The organism is Enterobacter cloacae complex sp. XAL002 (genome assembly GCF_049236805.1).
GTDB classification, from domain to species: Bacteria; Pseudomonadota; Gammaproteobacteria; order Enterobacterales; family Enterobacteriaceae; genus Enterobacter; species Enterobacter intestinihominis.
This window is the reverse complement of the sequence record NZ_JBMKJN010000004.1, coordinates 67,141-81,812: the sequence shown is the minus strand read 5'-3', so window position 1 is coordinate 81,812 and position 14,672 is coordinate 67,141. Positions and strand designations below refer to the sequence as shown.

At 54.8% G+C, this 14,672-nt stretch carries 16 protein-coding genes and 1 other annotated feature; of the genes, 5 read left to right on the top strand and 11 right to left on the bottom strand.

All coding sequences use genetic code 11. The features are described from left to right. Position 1: 1 nt before the first annotated feature. Both mog and tal read right to left on the bottom strand, forming a co-directional pair. Complete coding sequence (gene mog / locus ACOT0L_RS05015) at positions 2-589, bottom strand: molybdopterin adenylyltransferase (RefSeq protein WP_003856479.1); 588 nt, start codon at positions 587-589, stop codon at positions 2-4. Positions 590-699: 110 nt separating this feature from the next. After that, positions 700-1,653, bottom strand: a complete 954-nt coding sequence (gene tal, locus ACOT0L_RS05010) for a transaldolase (protein WP_003856481.1) — start codon at positions 1,651-1,653, stop codon at positions 700-702. 262 nt (positions 1,654-1,915) lie between these two features. Here tal and ACOT0L_RS05005 point away from each other — a divergent pair, with 262 nt between their 5' ends. After that, positions 1,916-3,349 carry an alanine/glycine:cation symporter family protein gene (locus ACOT0L_RS05005; protein ID WP_126502832.1) on the top strand — a complete coding sequence of 478 codons (1,434 nt, stop codon included), beginning with the start codon at positions 1,916-1,918 and terminating at the stop codon, positions 3,347-3,349. Between the two features lie 66 nt (positions 3,350-3,415). Then, a complete protein-coding gene (yaaA, locus tag ACOT0L_RS05000; RefSeq protein WP_126502833.1) occupies positions 3,416-4,189 on the top strand; it encodes a peroxide stress protein YaaA in 774 nt (257 codons plus the stop codon). 31 nt (positions 4,190-4,220) lie between these two features. Here yaaA and ACOT0L_RS04995 read toward each other — a convergent pair whose 3' ends face one another. The 7 genes from ACOT0L_RS04995 to yjjY form a co-directional block, all read right to left on the bottom strand. Beyond that, positions 4,221-4,508, bottom strand: a complete 288-nt coding sequence (locus tag ACOT0L_RS04995) for a DUF2502 domain-containing protein (RefSeq protein WP_022646999.1) — start codon at positions 4,506-4,508, stop codon at positions 4,221-4,223. Positions 4,509-4,756: 248 nt separating this feature from the next. Next, on the bottom strand, positions 4,757-6,043 hold the full coding sequence (thrC, locus tag ACOT0L_RS04990) for a threonine synthase (RefSeq protein WP_003856490.1): 1,287 nt from the start codon (positions 6,041-6,043) through the stop codon (positions 4,757-4,759). Between the two features lie 3 nt (positions 6,044-6,046). After that, positions 6,047-6,976 (bottom strand): homoserine kinase, encoded by a 930-nt coding sequence (thrB, locus tag ACOT0L_RS04985; RefSeq protein ID WP_023299286.1) that lies wholly within the window; start codon positions 6,974-6,976, stop codon positions 6,047-6,049. A 1-nt stretch (position 6,977) separates the two neighbouring features. Further along, positions 6,978-9,440 (bottom strand): bifunctional aspartate kinase/homoserine dehydrogenase I, encoded by a 2,463-nt coding sequence (gene thrA, locus ACOT0L_RS04980; RefSeq protein ID WP_022646997.1) that lies wholly within the window; start codon positions 9,438-9,440, stop codon positions 6,978-6,980. 24 nt (positions 9,441-9,464) lie between these two features. After that, positions 9,465-9,582: a sequence feature (Thr leader region), on the bottom strand. After that, positions 9,521-9,589: a thr operon leader peptide gene (gene thrL, locus ACOT0L_RS04975; protein ID WP_015572623.1), complete on the bottom strand. Its 69-nt coding sequence runs from the start codon at positions 9,587-9,589 to the stop codon at positions 9,521-9,523. (Overlaps the previous feature by 62 nt.) Before the next feature lie 211 nt (positions 9,590-9,800). Continuing rightward, a complete protein-coding gene (locus ACOT0L_RS04970) occupies positions 9,801-10,487 on the bottom strand; it encodes a tRNA/rRNA methyltransferase (RefSeq protein WP_126502834.1) in 687 nt (228 codons plus the stop codon). Between the two features lie 399 nt (positions 10,488-10,886). After that, entirely contained in the window at positions 10,887-11,027 is a 141-nt protein-coding gene (gene yjjY / locus ACOT0L_RS04965) for a protein YjjY (protein WP_001541509.1), read from the bottom strand. A 95-nt stretch (positions 11,028-11,122) separates the two neighbouring features. On the opposite strand from yjjY, the gene arcA reads away from it, so the two are divergent. After that, a complete protein-coding gene (gene arcA, locus ACOT0L_RS04960; RefSeq protein ID WP_003856501.1) occupies positions 11,123-11,839 on the top strand; it encodes a two-component system response regulator ArcA in 717 nt (238 codons plus the stop codon). A 48-nt stretch (positions 11,840-11,887) separates the two neighbouring features. Here the strand turns inward: arcA and creA are convergent, their stop codons facing one another. Continuing rightward, positions 11,888-12,358, bottom strand: a complete 471-nt coding sequence (creA, locus tag ACOT0L_RS04955) for a protein CreA (RefSeq protein WP_003856503.1) — start codon at positions 12,356-12,358, stop codon at positions 11,888-11,890. 214 nt (positions 12,359-12,572) lie between these two features. Between creA and robA the strand changes: the two genes are divergently transcribed. Next, positions 12,573-13,442, top strand: coding sequence for an MDR efflux pump AcrAB transcriptional activator RobA (gene robA / locus ACOT0L_RS04950; RefSeq protein ID WP_003856504.1), 870 nt, complete (start codon positions 12,573-12,575; stop codon positions 13,440-13,442). Here robA and gpmB read toward each other — a convergent pair. Then, complete coding sequence (gene gpmB, locus ACOT0L_RS04945) at positions 13,439-14,086, bottom strand: 2,3-diphosphoglycerate-dependent phosphoglycerate mutase GpmB (RefSeq protein WP_006810187.1); 648 nt, start codon at positions 14,084-14,086, stop codon at positions 13,439-13,441. The genes robA and gpmB overlap by 4 nt on opposite strands. A gap of 48 nt (positions 14,087-14,134) precedes the next feature. On the opposite strand from gpmB, the gene yjjX reads away from it, so the two are divergent. Further along, positions 14,135-14,650 (top strand): inosine/xanthosine triphosphatase, encoded by a 516-nt coding sequence (gene yjjX / locus ACOT0L_RS04940; RefSeq protein WP_022646994.1) that lies wholly within the window; start codon positions 14,135-14,137, stop codon positions 14,648-14,650. The last annotated feature ends 22 nt before the right edge of the window (positions 14,651-14,672 follow it).

Sequence of the window (14,672 nt, the reverse complement as noted above, 5' to 3'; positions counted from 1 at the left end):
TTCAGGAGATTGTTTCGCGGCGAGCGCTTTTAGGGCGAAATGCTGCTACCACATTGCCGTCAGTTTCCACGTACGGACCGTCAAGCAGTTGTATACAATACGGTACACTTGCAAAGATACCGTGGACGATAACGCTCCCGTCTTCGGCTTTTACTCCTTCCAGCGTTTCTTTTATCGACTTCGGCTGCCCCGGCAGGTTCAGGATCAGCGCCTGTTTGCGGATCACCCCGACCTGACGGGAAAGAATGGCCGTCGGGACAAAGTGTAGACTGATCTGGCGCATCTGTTCACCGAAGCCCGGCATTTCACGATCGGCGATAGCCAGCGTCGCGTCCGGCGTTACATCGCGGCGCGCGGGGCCGGTTCCGCCCGTCGTCAGCACAAGGTGGCAGCTCATCTCATCCACCAGCTCACACAGGGTTTGCTCGATGATCGGCTGCTCGTCCGGGATCAGGCGAGTCTGGATCTCAAACGGGGTAGTGAGCGCGCTGCCCAGCCACGCTTCCAGAGCAGGGATGCCTTTATCCTGATAAACACCGCTGGAGGCGCGGTCAGAAATCGACACTAAGCCGATGCGTAAGGTATTCATATCCATTCCATTCAAAAAGTACTGATTAAAGGGAATGATACACGCAGAGAGAAAATTCAGACAGAGGCGGGGGAAAGAGGCGTGACCGGGAACCCGGTCACGCAGAATGATTACAGCAGGTCGCCGATCATTTTTTCCAGTTTTTCCTGGTCGATAGCAAACTTACGGATACCGTCCGCCAGTTTATCTACGGCCATTGGATCCTGGTTGTGCTGCCACAGGAACTCGGACTCGGTGATGCGCTCTGGGCGCGCTTTCACTTCACCGGTGTAGGACAGTTTACGCTCGATAGCACCTTCGCTTTCTGCCAGCTCTTTCAGCAGCGCAGGGGCGATGGTCAGGCGGTCACAGCCAGCCAACTCAATGATTTCACCGACGTTACGGAAGCTTGCGCCCATAACAACGGTCTCATAGCCGTGCTGTTTGTAGTATTCGTAGATTTCCGTCACGGAAATCACGCCTGGATCTTCAGACGCCGCATACTCTTTCTTGTCGGTGTTGGCTTTGTACCAGTCCAGAATACGGCCCACAAACGGAGAAATCAGGTATACGCCAGCTTCGGCACATGCACGCGCCTGTGCGAAGGAGAACAGCAGAGTCAGGTTACAGTTGATCCCTTCTTTTTCCAGCTGTTCAGCGGCGCGAATGCCCTGCCAGGTAGAGGCCAGTTTGATCAGGATTCGGTCGTTGCTGATGCCCGCATCGTTGTACAGTTTGATCAGGCGTTTTGCTTTGGCAATAGACGCTTCGGTGTCGTAGGACAGGCGAGCATCAACTTCAGTAGAGATACGGCCAGGAACGAGCTTCAGGATTTCCAGACCGATGTTTACTGCCAGTTTGTCAGTCGCATCCACAACCTGCTGCGCGCGGTCATTGCTCTGTGCTTTTGCCCAGGTCACCGCCTCGTCGATCAGTTTGCGATACTCAGGGATCTGCGCGGCGTTAAGGATCAGAGAAGGGTTGGTAGTAGCATCCTGCGGCTGGTACAGCTTCATTGCCGCAATATCTCCGGTGTCAGCGACGACAGTGGTGAACTGACGAAGGGAGGTCAATTTATCCGTCATGATAGTGTTTCTCTTTTAACGTTCCCTGGATAATTCACACTACCGACAGCCTGCCAGCAGCGGAAAAATGACAGGTTTACTTGTTAGGGGGATGTAACCGGTCTGCCCTGATGATAACACGAGTGAGAGGCAGCGCAACCGCAGACAGTGCGCTTAGGCAGAGTATGATAAACTCAGAATATTAACAGGCTGCTAAGTAACAGCATGCACAATCAGTGGTAGCGCTTACATATTCACGTTGGCATCAACAAGAGGGACGTTAGTGCCTGATTTCTTTTTCTTTATTAACGAAGTCCTCTGGGGTTCTATCATGATATACCTGCTTTCAGGAGCAGGTATCTGGTTTACGTGGCGCAGCGGACTGATTCAGTTTCGCTATATTCGCAAATTTGGCAGAAGTCTGAAAAACAGCGTCACACCACAGCCGGGCGGCCTGACCTCGTTTCAGGCGCTCTGTACCAGCCTGGCCGCGCGCGTCGGCAGCGGTAACCTGGCCGGTGTCGCGCTGGCAATCGGCGCGGGCGGTCCGGGCGCGGTATTCTGGATGTGGGTGACGGCGATTATCGGTATGGCCACCTCCTTTGCTGAATGCTCGCTTGCGCAGCTCTACAAAGAAAAAGACGGCAACGGTCAGTTTCGCGGCGGTCCCGCCTGGTATATGGCTCGCGGACTGGGAATGCGCTGGATGGGCGTCCTGTTCTCAATCTTTTTACTAATAGCCTATGGTCTTATTTTCAATACCGTTCAGGCAAATTCCGTCGCCCACGCGCTGCGCTTTGCCTTCAATTGTCCGGAGTGGCTGACGGGCAGCGCGCTTGCCCTTCTCACCCTGCTGACCATTGTGACCGGGCTGAGAGGGGTTGCCCGCCTGATGCAGTGGCTGGTTCCGCTGATGGCGCTGCTGTGGGTGTCAACCAGCCTGTTGGTATGCGCGATACATATCGACGAAGTGCCGAACGTCATCGTCACCATTTTCCAAAGCGCGTTCGGCTGGCGCGAAGCGGCTTCCGGCGCGCTGGGTTACACCCTTAGCCAGGCTCTCACTGCGGGTTTTCAGCGAGGCATGTTCTCCAACGAGGCGGGAATGGGCTCCACGCCGAATGCCGCCGCAGCGGCCGCATCCTGGCCCCCGCATCCCGCCGCGCAGGGCATTGTACAGATGATTGGCGTCTTCACAGACACCATTGTTATCTGCTCCGCCAGTGCGATGATAATGTTGCTGTCCGGCGCCGTTGAACATCCATCCGGCAGTACAGCAGGCATTCACTGGGTACAACAGGCGCTGGTCTCCCTCGTCGGCGGTTGGGGCGCAGGCCTTGTCGCCCTTGTCGTGGGGCTTTTTGCCTTCAGTTCTATTGTGGTGAACTATATCTATGCCGAGAACAACCTTATTTTCCTGAAAGTTGACTCGCGTCTGGCCCGCAACATCCTTCGCGCGGGTGTGCTGGCCATGGTATTTGTCGGTTGCCTGCTCAGCATGCCGATGATCTGGCAACTGGCGGATGTCATTATGGCGCTGATGGCCATCACCAATTTGACGGCAATTTTGCTTCTTTCACCGGTTGTAGCGCTGATCGCGCGCGATTATCTGCGTCAGCGCAAGCTCGGCGTACAGCCCGTCTTTGACGCCTCACGCTATCCCGAAATCGAATCACAAATTGCTCCTGGCACCTGGGATGATTTGCCGCGGCAATAACAGCTATCGATCAATTCAGGGCGATTTTTTGTTAAAGTCGCTCTAAATTTCCTGCAAGGACTGGATATGCTGATTCTGATTTCACCTGCCAAAACGCTCGACTACCAGAGCCCGCTCGCCACTGAGCGTTATACCCAGCCGGAATTGCTGGACTACTCGCAACAACTGATCCACGAGGCGCGTAAGCTTTCGGCTCCGCAAATCGCTTCGCTGATGAGCATCAGTGATAAACTCGCCGACCTGAACGCCACCCGTTTTCACGAGTGGCAGCCTGACTTCACGCCCGCTAACGCCCGCCAGGCGCTGTTGGCCTTCAAAGGTGACGTCTACACTGGCCTGGAAGCAGAAACGTTTAGCGAAGCCGATTTCGATTTTGCCCAGCAGCATCTGCGCATGTTATCCGGCCTGTACGGGGTGCTGCGCCCGCTGGATCTGATGCAGCCATATCGTCTGGAGATGGGTATCCGCCTGGAAAACGCCAAAGGCAAAGATTTGTACCAGTTCTGGGGCGATGTCATTACCGATAAGCTTAACGCGGCGCTACAAGCCCAGGGGGACAACGTGGTGATCAACCTGGCCTCCGATGAGTACTTCAAATCGGTGAAGCCGAAAAAGCTGGATGCGGACATTATCAAGCCGGTGTTCCTCGACGAGAAAAACGGCAAATTTAAAGTGATCAGCTTCTACGCCAAAAAAGCGCGCGGTCTGATGAGCCGTTTCATCATTCAAAACCGCCTGACGAAGCCAGAGCAGCTCACTGGCTTTAACAGTGAAGGGTATTTCTTCGACGAGGCATCGTCAGGAAAAAACGAGCTGGTGTTTAAGCGTCACGAGCAATAAAAGACAACCCCGCCAGCTGGCGGGGTTTGTGTTAATGGTGCTTCCGGTCCGGCCCCGGGCGATGATCGTCATGACGGTGATGATCGTGACGATCGCGATGTTCATCGTGCGGACGCCAGTGGTTATCGCGCCAATCATAGTGCGCTTTCCACCAGTCATGGTCGCGCCAGCGGCCGCCATCCCAGTAGTGTCCGTTATTATCCCGATCGCCAATTTGCAGTTTTACCGCAGGGACGAGGGTGATCTCAGCTGCCTGCACCGCCATGGGAGCGACCAGCATCAGTGAAAGCGCGATAAGTGCAGGTTTCAGTGTAGACATAGGTGACTCCTTATTCTTCTTGCCCAACGTGGGCCGATGTAAGGAGAGTACGTGATGGGAACGGTGGATGTTATTCTCTGCAATCCTAAACCCTAAGTGACCGCATTTATTGGGAATTTCTGCTTTTTTCCTGCTGTTTTTCTCCTTATTTTCTCCATAAAAAAGCCGGGTGGCGGCTTCGCCTTACCCGGCCTACTTTCTGAAATGTTCCAGGCCCGGTAAGGCGTAGCCGCCACCGGGCAATAAACTCACGCTCGGGTCATCATCAGCTTACGCAGTGCGGCAAAGTCTGCGGGCAGCTCATGGGACAGCAACGGCAGGTCGGCGCGCTCGGCCAGCTCTTTTGGCAGCGGCAGCGTTTCACCCAGGATCGCTTCCACGCTCTCTTTGAACTTGGCCGGATGGGCGGTACCGAGGAACAGGCCATACTCACCCGGTTGAAGCTGATCGCGCAAGGCACGATAGGCAATCGCCGCGTGCGGCTCAGAGGTATAGCCCACCGCTTTCAGCTCGCGCATGGTGGCTTTCGTGGTTTCGTCCGTCACCGCTGCGTAGCCCAGGTCGCCCAGACGCCAGACCTTACGGCGGAACAGCTCTTCCACACGCGGCCAGTTGTTAGGCTGTGACACATCCATCGCATTGGAGAGCGTGGCCTGCGTCGCGTTCGGCGCCCATTTTCCGTCCTTCAGGAAACGCGGCACGGTGTCGTTGGCGTTGGTAGCGGCGATAAAGCGCTTCACCGGCAGGCCGAGTGATTTCGCCAGCAGGCCCGCCGTCAGATCGCCGAAGTTCCCGCTTGGCACAGAAACTACCAGCTGATTGCGCGCGTCCTGCGGCAGCTGGGCCACCGCTTCGAAGTAGTAGCAGATCTGCGCCAGCAGACGGCTGATGTTGATGGAGTTGGCAGAGTTCAGCCCCAGCGCCGCCTTCAGCTCTTCGTCATCAAAGGCCTGCTTCACCAGCGCCTGGCAGGCATCGAAATCGCCGTCGATCGCCACGGTTTCAATGTTGCCCCCAAGAGTGCAGAACAGTTTTTCCTGAAGCGGGCTGATTTTGCCTTTCGGATAGAGGATCACCACGCGGACGTTTTTCAGGCCGTAGAACGCATGAGCCACCGCCGCACCGGTATCACCTGAGGTCGCGGTCAGGATGGTCACCGGTTTGTCGCCGCTGATGTGGGTCAGCATCTGCGCCATGAAGCGACCGCCGAAATCTTTGAACGCCAGCGTCGGGCCGTGGAACAGCTCCAGACAGCCAACGTCAGGCTCCACCTGCTTCACCGGGGCCGGGAAAGCAAACGCCGCGCGCACGCGCTCTTCGAGCAGCTCCTGCGGGATTTCGTCACCAATAAACGCAGACAGAATTTTGGTGCTGCGGGTGACAAAGTCCTGCTTAAGCAGTTCATCGATTTCAGTCAGTTGAAATTCCGGCAGGTCGTGGGGGAAGAACAGCCCCTGATTTTTGCCCAAACCCTGCGTTACCGCCTGCGCAAAGCTGACCTGCTCGTTATGATCTTTAAGGTTGTAGAGTTTCATTCGTTATCCCAGTACTCGTGCGCCAGCCGTGTCCAGACGGCAAATATGAACAAAGCCTTCCTGATTTTGCAGGTAGTGTTTAGAGAGCCAGTCCGCCACGCGCTGCGCGGTGTCTGGCTTGTCGCATAAGGCGAACAGCGTTGGGCCGGAGCCGGAGATGCCGCACGCCTGTGCGCCGATATCCATGGATGCCTGTCGCGCTTCGTTAAAGCCCGGCAGCAGCTTCGTGCGATACGGCTCGGCAATAACGTCTTTCATCAGTTTCGCCGCCAGCTGCGGCTGTCGGGTATAGCAGGCATGAATAAAGCCCGCCAGATGACGCCCGTGGGCGATACAGTCCTGACGACGATACTGCGCCGGCAGGATCGCACGCGCTTCGGCGGTAGAAACCTTAATGCCCGGATAGGCAAGCACCCACAGCCACTCATCAAACCCTGGCACCTGCTGGCTGATGATGCCATTTTCTTCAATCATCAGCTGCATGCCGCCAAGGAAGCACGGCGCCACGTTATCATAATGAATGCTGCCGGAGATGCGCCCTTCCAGCTCGCCCATCAGCGCCAGCAAGCGGCTGTTGTTCAGCGGCTTGCCGCAGTGCTCATTCATCGCCACCAGCGCGGCGACCACCGAGCAGGCGCTGGAGCCGAGTCCCGAACCAATCGGCATGCTCTTTTCCAGCGTCATGGCGACCGGCACGTTTTTACCAATCTCCTGACAGAAGCGTTCCCAGCACTGATAAACGATATTCTCACGCGGTTCAGGCGGCAGCTTGCTGGCAAAACGGCCGACGTTATTCAGGCTGAAGCGCTCTGCCGCCTCAACCGTTACCGTATCGCCCAGCAGCGAACCATCCACCGGCGTAACCGCCGCGCCCAGCACGTCAAATCCGACGCTCATATTGGCGCTGGAAGCCGGGGCATATACTTTAACCATCTTAAACTCCTAACTTCCATGACAGGGTACGCAGCAGATCGGCAAACACGCCCGCCGCCGTCACATCATTCCCTGCGCCATAGCCGCGAAGTACCAGCGGCAGTGGCTGATAATAATGGCTGTAGAACGCCAGGGCGTTCTCGCCGTTTTTCACCTTGTACAGCGGATCGTTGCCATCCACTTCGGCAATCTTCACGCGGCAGACGCCGTCTTCTTCAATATTGCCAACATAGCGCAATACCTTACCTTCATCACGGGCTTTCGCAACGCGGGCGGCAAAGGCGTCGTCAAGCTGCGGCAACCTGGCCATAAAAGCGCTGACGTCGCCGCTGTCATCAAATTCTGCTGGCAGCACCGGCTCAATCACGATATCCGAAAGCTCCAGCTCGCGGCCGGTTTCGCGCACCAGGATCAGCAGCTTACGCGCCACATCCATACCGGAGAGGTCGTCGCGCGGATCCGGCTCGGTGTAGCCCAGCTCGCGCGCGGCGCGGGTGGCTTCCGACAGGCTCATCCCTTCGTCCAGCTTGCCGAAGATAAACGACAGGGAGCCGGAGAGGATGCCGGAGAAACGCTGTAGTTCGTCGCCCGCGTTCAGCAGGTTTTGCAGGTTCTCGATGACCGGCAGGCCTGCGCCCACGTTGGTGTCATACAGAAACTTGCGGCGCGACTTGCTCGCCGCCAGACGCAGCTGGTGATAGTAATCCATCGACGAGGTGTTGGCCTTTTTGTTCGGCGTCACCACATGGAAACCTTCGCGCAGGAAATCCGCGTACTGATCGGCCACAGCCTGGCTGGAGGTACAGTCGACGATCACCGGGTTAAGCAGGTGATACTCTTTCACCAGACGGATCAGACGACCCAGGTTGAACGGCTCTTTCGCCTCTTCCAGTTCCGCCTGCCAGTTTTCCAGGTTCAGACCGTGGACGTTAGTCAGCAACGCTTTCGAGTTCGCAATTCCGCAGACGCGCAAATCGATATGTTTCTTCTTAAGCCACTCCTGCTGGCGCTTTACCTGCTCCAGCAGCGCGCCGCCGACGCCGCCGACGCCCACCAGGAACAGCTCAATCACCTGGTCGGTGTTGAACAGCATCTGATGCACCACGCGCACGCCGGTAGTGGCGTCATCGTTATCCACGACAACGGAAATTGAACGCTCTGATGAGCCCTGGGCAATCGCCACGATATTGATATTGGCCCGCGCCAGGGCGGCAAAGAATTTGGCGGAGATTCCGCGCAGGGTGCGCATGCCGTCGCCTACCACGGAGATCACGGCCAGACGCTCCTGAATAGAGAGCGGCTCCAGCAGCTCTTCTTTCAGCTCCAGGTAGAACTCTTCTTCCAGCGCGCGACGGGCGCGCAGGCAATCGCCCTGCGGGACGCAGAAGCTGATGCTGTATTCGGAAGAAGACTGCGTGATCAGCACCACGGAGATCCCATTACGGGACATGGCCGCAAACACGCGTGCCGCCATGCCAACCATACCTTTCATACCCGGGCCAGAGACGCTGAACATCGCCATGTTATTAAGGTTCGAAATGCCTTTTACCGGCAGGTCATCTTCATCAGCGCTGGCGCCAATCAGCGTACCCGGCGCCTGCGGATTACCGGTATTTTTAATCAGGCAAGGGATCTGGAACTGGGCAATCGGGGAGATGGTACGTGGGTGAAGCACTTTGGCGCCGAAGTAGGAAAGCTCCATCGCTTCCTGGTACGACATCGACTTCAACAGCCTGGCGTCCGGCACCTGGCGCGGGTCGCAGGTATATACACCATCAACGTCAGTCCAGATCTCACAACAGTCTGCACGTAAACAGGCCGCCAGCACGGCAGCGGAGTAGTCAGAGCCGTTACGCCCCAGCACCACCAGTTCGCCCTTCTCGTTACCGGCGGTGAAGCCTGCCATCAGGATCATGTGGTCAGACGGGATTTTGCTCGCCGCAATGCGGCGTGTCGACTCGGCAATGTCGACGGTGGATTCAAGGTAGTGTCCCACAGCCAGCAGTTTTTCAACCGGATCGATGACCGTCACGTGGTGACCGCGCGCTTCCAGCACGCCTGCCATGATGGCGATAGAGAGTTTTTCACCCCGGCAAATTAGCGCCGCGTTGATGCTGTCCGGGCATTGACCCAGCAGGCTGATACCGTGAAGGACATGTTTAATCTGGGCAAATTCGAGTTCAACGGTGGTTTTCAGCTGCGCCAGCGGGAAGCCAGGCTGGGCGTCTGCCAGCCCCTGAAGCAGTTCAGCGAAGATACGCTCGGCGTCGCTGATGTTCGGAAGTGCATCCTGGCCACCGATGGTTTTTTCAATCATCGCCACCAGGTGGTTCGTGATTTTTGCCGGGGCAGAGAGCACGGTAGCAACCTGCCCCTGCCTGGCGTTACTTTCCAGGATATCGGCAACACGCAGAAAACGCTCTGCATTTGCCACTGATGTACCGCCGAACTTCAACACTCGCATGGTTCTACCTCATTTCCTTTAGCCGAAAAAAAAGCCCGCACTGTTCAGGTGCGGGCTTTTTTCTGTTTTTCCTGTACGCGTCAGCCCGCATCGTTACCTGTGGTAATGATGATGGTTGTAGTAATGGTGGTGATGCTGATGCGTTTCATGGATGTTGTGTACTCTGTCATTATTATCTGTCTGTGCTCTATTCTTTTAGGGTTAAAGGATCGGACACCTTAAGTCAATGAATTTTTAATTTGATCACAATTCGGGACATTCTCACGTCCCGCTGCGTGCAGATTTATTTTCATCGGAATACCCCAGATGCAACCCCAGACATTAGCAGGATCGGCCATAATAAAAACTTATGACACTATTTTACTCGGCTAATTTTTTTTCAATATCATGAAGCAATCGGTGCAGCATTGCCGTGTCGCGCTGTTCAAGACGCCCCAGGCGCTGCTGTAACCAGTCCACCATTTTTTGATCGTCAGCGACGCCCAGTTGCTCGAGAAGCTTATCTGCACGAATACGCAGCGCCGCCAGCTGGTTTTCATCCGTTACTGACGCTGGCGGCTGAGAAATTTGTATTAAGGATGCTAATTGATAGCAGTACACCATCACCGCCTGCCCCAGATTGAGTGACGGATAATCCGCCACCATCGGCGCGCCCGTCAGCACGTCAGCCAGTTCCAGTTCTTCGTTAGTCAGCCCGGAATCTTCTCGCCCAAACACCAGCGCGGCTTTCTCCAGCCACTGGCTTTTTTCTTCCAGTAGTGGCACCAGTTCAGCAGGCGTGGCGTAATAATGAAACTTCGCCCGGCTGCGCGCGGTCGTCGCGACGGTAAACGAAATATCGTGCAGCGCCTCAGCGAGCGTAGCGTAAGTGGTTATATTATCGAGAATATCACCCGAACCGTGCGCCACCCATCGCGCAGCAGGCTCCAGATGCGACGTGCTGTCTACGATACGCAAATCGGTAAAACCCATGGTCTTCATGGCACGCGCCGCAGCGCCAATATTTTCAGCTCTTGCTGGTGCCACCAGCACAATCGACAGATGCATTTATGCTCTCTTTTTAATCAGTTAGCAGGTAAAAATGTGATTCACTTCAACATATTACGCAGCACGAATTTACAATTTTGCAACACAAATCACCGAAATAGCGTTTCATAACAATTAAAAAAAGCTAAACTATTTTGTGGCTGAACAATCAGTTAGAATGTTAACAGAAGTCCATTATCCTTATGTTTTGTAATGATAATGACCTTATGAATACTCTTTTCCGATTGGATTCGTACCGTTTATCAATCAATGTCCGCAACTAGTTGGTTTATTGAAAAATTGTGACAAAGGCTAGCATTCAGCTACGATGATTTCATCAAACTGTTAACGTGCTACAATTGAACTTGATATATGTCAACGAAGCGTAGTTTTATTGGGTGTCCGGTGTCACTTAGCCTGTTATGTTGCTGTTAAAATGGTTAGGATGACAGCCGTTTTTGACACTGTCGGGTCCAAAGGGAAAGTACCCACGACCAAGCTAATGATGTTGTTGACGTTGATGGAAAGTGCATCAAGAACGCAATTACGTACTTTAGTCACGTTAAGCCGATCATGTTAATTTGCGACATGCATCAGGCAGGTCAGGGACTTTTGTACTTCCTGTTTCGATTTAGTTGGCAATTTAGGTAGCAAACATGCAGACCCCGCACATTCTTATCGTTGAAGACGAGTTGGTAACACGCAACACGTTAAAGAGCATTTTCGAAGCAGAAGGCTACGATGTCTTTGAAGCGACCGATGGCGCAGAGATGCATCAGATCCTTTCTGAAAATGATATCAACCTGGTGATTATGGATATCAATCTGCCGGGCAAAAACGGGCTTCTTCTGGCGCGCGAACTGCGTGAACAGGCGAACGTCGCGTTGATGTTCCTGACAGGCCGTGACAACGAGGTTGATAAAATTCTTGGTCTGGAAATCGGCGCGGATGACTACATCACCAAGCCGTTCAACCCTCGCGAGTTAACCATTCGTGCACGCAACCTGCTGTCCCGCACCATGAATCTGGGTACGGTCAGTGAAGAGCGTCGTAGCGTCGACAGCTACAAATTCAACGGCTGGGAACTTGATATCAATAGCCGTTCGCTGATTAGCCCGAACGGTGAGCAGTACAAACTGCCGCGCAGTGAATTCCGCGCGATGCTGCACTTCTGCGAAAACCCGGGCAAGATCCAGTCCCGTGCAGAACTGCTGAAGAAAATGACCGGTCGTGAGTTGAAGCCACACGATCGTACCGTTGACGTAACCATCCGTCGTATTCGTAAACATTTCGAATCTACGCCTGATACGCCGGAAATCATCGCCACGATCCATGGTGAAGGCTATCGTTTCTGCGGTGACCTCCAGGAGTAATCCTCCCGTCACGCAGTAAAAAACGGCGCTTTTGCGCCGTTTTTTTTATCAATGCCACGGCATAATCGGCACCGCGCTAATCGCGTTTTTCGGTGAGCCTTCCACGACTTTGTCGGAATAAGCCAGATAAGCCAGTGTGTTGCGCTTCGCGTCATAAAAACGGACCACCTGTAGCTTTTTGAACACCAGCGAGGTCCGTTTCTGGAATACAACGTCGCCCTGCGCTTTGCCGTTTTTAATTTTGTCACTCAATTCCACCGGACCAACCTGCTGGCAGGAGATGGCCGCGTCAGACGTGTCTTCAGCCAGCCCCAGGCCGCCTTTAATCCCGCCGGTCTTCGCCCGGCTGACATAGCAGGTGACGTTTTTAACGTCCGGATCGTCAAAGGCCTCCACCACAATTTTGTGGTCCGGCCCAAACATTTTAAACACGGTGTCCACGGAGCCAATTTGCTCCGCCTGTGCCACGCGCCCTGCCATCAGCGCCAGTGCTGCAAAGACTAAAACCTTGTATTTCATATTGTTACCATTCATAAAAATTACGCTGAGCAATTATTCAACAGGTTAGATAAAAATGTAGCAAGATCACAGGATTAGAATATATCCGCATTTAAATCACCACAAAAAGCATTTATGCGCAAAAAAAACACTGAATGCTAAAACGTCAAAAAATGCTATTATCCGCTAACCTGTAAACAGGCACCTGCGGCAGTTTTAAGGATGAGGATAGTATATGGATCAGGCTGGAATTATTCGCGACCTGCTCACCTGGCTGGAAGGTCATCTCGACCAGCCTTTGTCACTGGATAATGTGGCGGCAAAAGCAGGCTATTCCAAGTGGCATCTGCAAAGGATGTTCAAGGATGTCACCGGTCATGCTATCGGTGCCTATATTCGCGCACGTCGTTTATCAAAGTCTGCTGTCGCGTTGCGCCTGACCGCGCGACCAATCCTGGATATTGCCCTGCAATATCGCTTCGATTCACAGCAAACCTTCACTCGCGCCTTTAAAAAACAGTTCTCGTTAACGCCAGCGCTTTATCGCCGCTCGCCGGACTGGAGCTCCTTTGGTATGCGTCCGCCGCTGCGTCTGGGCGAGTTTGCGATGCCAAAATATGAAATCATCACCCTGCCGGAAACGCACCTGGTCGGCACCACGCAGAGCTACTCCTGTTCCCTGGAGCAGATCTCCGAGTTCCGCCATCAGATGCGCGTTCAGTTCTGGCGCGAATTTTTAAGCCATGCTCCGGCGATCCCGCCGATTCTGTATGGCCTGAACGAAACGCATCCCAGCCAGGAAAAAGACGACGAGCAGGAGGTGTTCTATACCACGGCGCTGACGCCTGACATGGCGAACGGTTACATTCATGGCTCGAAGCCTGTCGTGCTGGAAGGCGGCGAGTATGTGATGTTCTCATACGAAGGGTTAGGAACGGGCGTTCAGGAGTTCATCCTGACCGTTTACGGGACCTGCATGCCGATGCTGAATCTGAATCGCCGTAAAGGTCAGGACATTGAGCGCTACTATCCGGCGCAAGATGCAAAACCGGAAGAAGGCCCTATCAATCTGCGGATGGAATTCCTGATTCCGGTACGTCGTTAACGCTGCAACTCATCCAGTGCAGGGGCATCAAGATGCGAAATGTCCCCTGCCATCTCAACCACCCACCCCGATGCCAGCCAGGCACTTTCCTGATAGTCGATACGGGAAATGGAACAGTTGCGCAGACGCAAACGGCGCTCGGCGTAAGCCGGCAGCCCCAGAATGGTACTCACCAGGCAACCCAGCGCGATACCGTGGCTCACCAGCAGCGGTCGGCTACCTGCCGGGAGTTTCAGGCACTCGGCCAGCGCGGCATGCATGCGCACGCTCAGCTCCTGCATGGATTCCCCCTCAGGGATGCGACCATCTTCAGTGCCGTTCACCAGCGTGCGACGCCAGCCTTCTTCGGTTTCCGTCAGCGTATCGATAGGGCGTTTTTCCAGCACGCCCATATCCAGCTCGCGCAGGCGCGGTTCAAGGGTCACGTCGCAGCCACAGGCATCGGCGATGATGCGTGCCGTCTGCTGCGTGCGGCCTAAATCACTGGAGATGACGTGAGTGATACCCAGCGTTCTGGCGCGCTCCGCCACCTGCCACGCTTGCTGCACACCTTTGTCGGTGAGAGGACTGTCTGACTGGCCTTGAATACGTCGCTCGGCGTTCCACTGCGTTTCACCGTGGCGAACAAGGTATACCTGTAACATGCTTTTTTTCCGTTATACTGCGATGAATTTTTTAAATCGAGCTTAATTATGCACCATGTTGTCTCTGCTACCACCAATCCTGCCAAAATTCAGGCAATTCTAAGGGCATTTGAAGAGATCTTCGGCGAAGGATCCTGCCATATTGACGCCGTCGGCGTCGAGAGCGGTGTGCCGGAACAGCCGTTTGGCAGCGAGGAAACACGCGCTGGCGCACGAAATCGCGTGGCGAATGCAAAAGCCGCCGCGCCAGATGCTGACTTCTGGGTCGCGATTGAAGCAGGTATCGACGAAGGGGCGACCTTCAGCTGGGTTGTCATCGAAAGCCGCGAGCAGCGCGGCGAAGCGCGTTCAGCCACGCTGCCGCTGCCGGAGGTCATACTGGAGAAAGTCCGCGCGGGTGAGGCGCTGGGGCCGGTAATGTCGCACTACACCGGCATTGATGAGATTGGTCGTAAAGAGGGGGCGATTGGCGTCTTTACCGCGGGCAAGCTCACCCGTTCGAGCGTTTACCACCAGGCCGTTATTCTGGCGTTAAGTCCGTTCCATAACGCGATTTATCGTTAAGTTTGTAGGCCGGATTAGGCGA

What these genes read in the sequence shown, in the direction of transcription:
- ACOT0L_RS04995 (WP_022646999.1), bottom strand. Translation starts at nt 4,508, where the DNA reads ATGTCTACACTGAAACCTGCACTTATCGCGCTTTCACTGATGCTGGTC.
- arcA (WP_003856501.1), top strand. Translation starts at nt 11,123, where the DNA reads ATGCAGACCCCGCACATTCTTATCGTTGAAGACGAGTTGGTAACACGC.
- yaaA (WP_126502833.1), top strand. Translation starts at nt 3,416, where the DNA reads ATGCTGATTCTGATTTCACCTGCCAAAACGCTCGACTACCAGAGCCCG.
- yjjX (WP_022646994.1), top strand. Translation starts at nt 14,135, where the DNA reads ATGCACCATGTTGTCTCTGCTACCACCAATCCTGCCAAAATTCAGGCA.
- robA (WP_003856504.1), top strand. Translation starts at nt 12,573, where the DNA reads ATGGATCAGGCTGGAATTATTCGCGACCTGCTCACCTGGCTGGAAGGT.
- thrB (WP_023299286.1), bottom strand. Translation starts at nt 6,976, where the DNA reads ATGGTTAAAGTATATGCCCCGGCTTCCAGCGCCAATATGAGCGTCGGA.
- tal (WP_003856481.1), bottom strand. Translation starts at nt 1,653, where the DNA reads ATGACGGATAAATTGACCTCCCTTCGTCAGTTCACCACTGTCGTCGCT.
- creA (WP_003856503.1), bottom strand. Translation starts at nt 12,358, where the DNA reads ATGAAATACAAGGTTTTAGTCTTTGCAGCACTGGCGCTGATGGCAGGG.
- ACOT0L_RS04970 (WP_126502834.1), bottom strand. Translation starts at nt 10,487, where the DNA reads ATGCATCTGTCGATTGTGCTGGTGGCACCAGCAAGAGCTGAAAATATT.
- mog (WP_003856479.1), bottom strand. Translation starts at nt 589, where the DNA reads ATGAATACCTTACGCATCGGCTTAGTGTCGATTTCTGACCGCGCCTCC.
- thrA (WP_022646997.1), bottom strand. Translation starts at nt 9,440, where the DNA reads ATGCGAGTGTTGAAGTTCGGCGGTACATCAGTGGCAAATGCAGAGCGT.
- thrC (WP_003856490.1), bottom strand. Translation starts at nt 6,043, where the DNA reads ATGAAACTCTACAACCTTAAAGATCATAACGAGCAGGTCAGCTTTGCG.
- gpmB (WP_006810187.1), bottom strand. Translation starts at nt 14,086, where the DNA reads ATGTTACAGGTATACCTTGTTCGCCACGGTGAAACGCAGTGGAACGCC.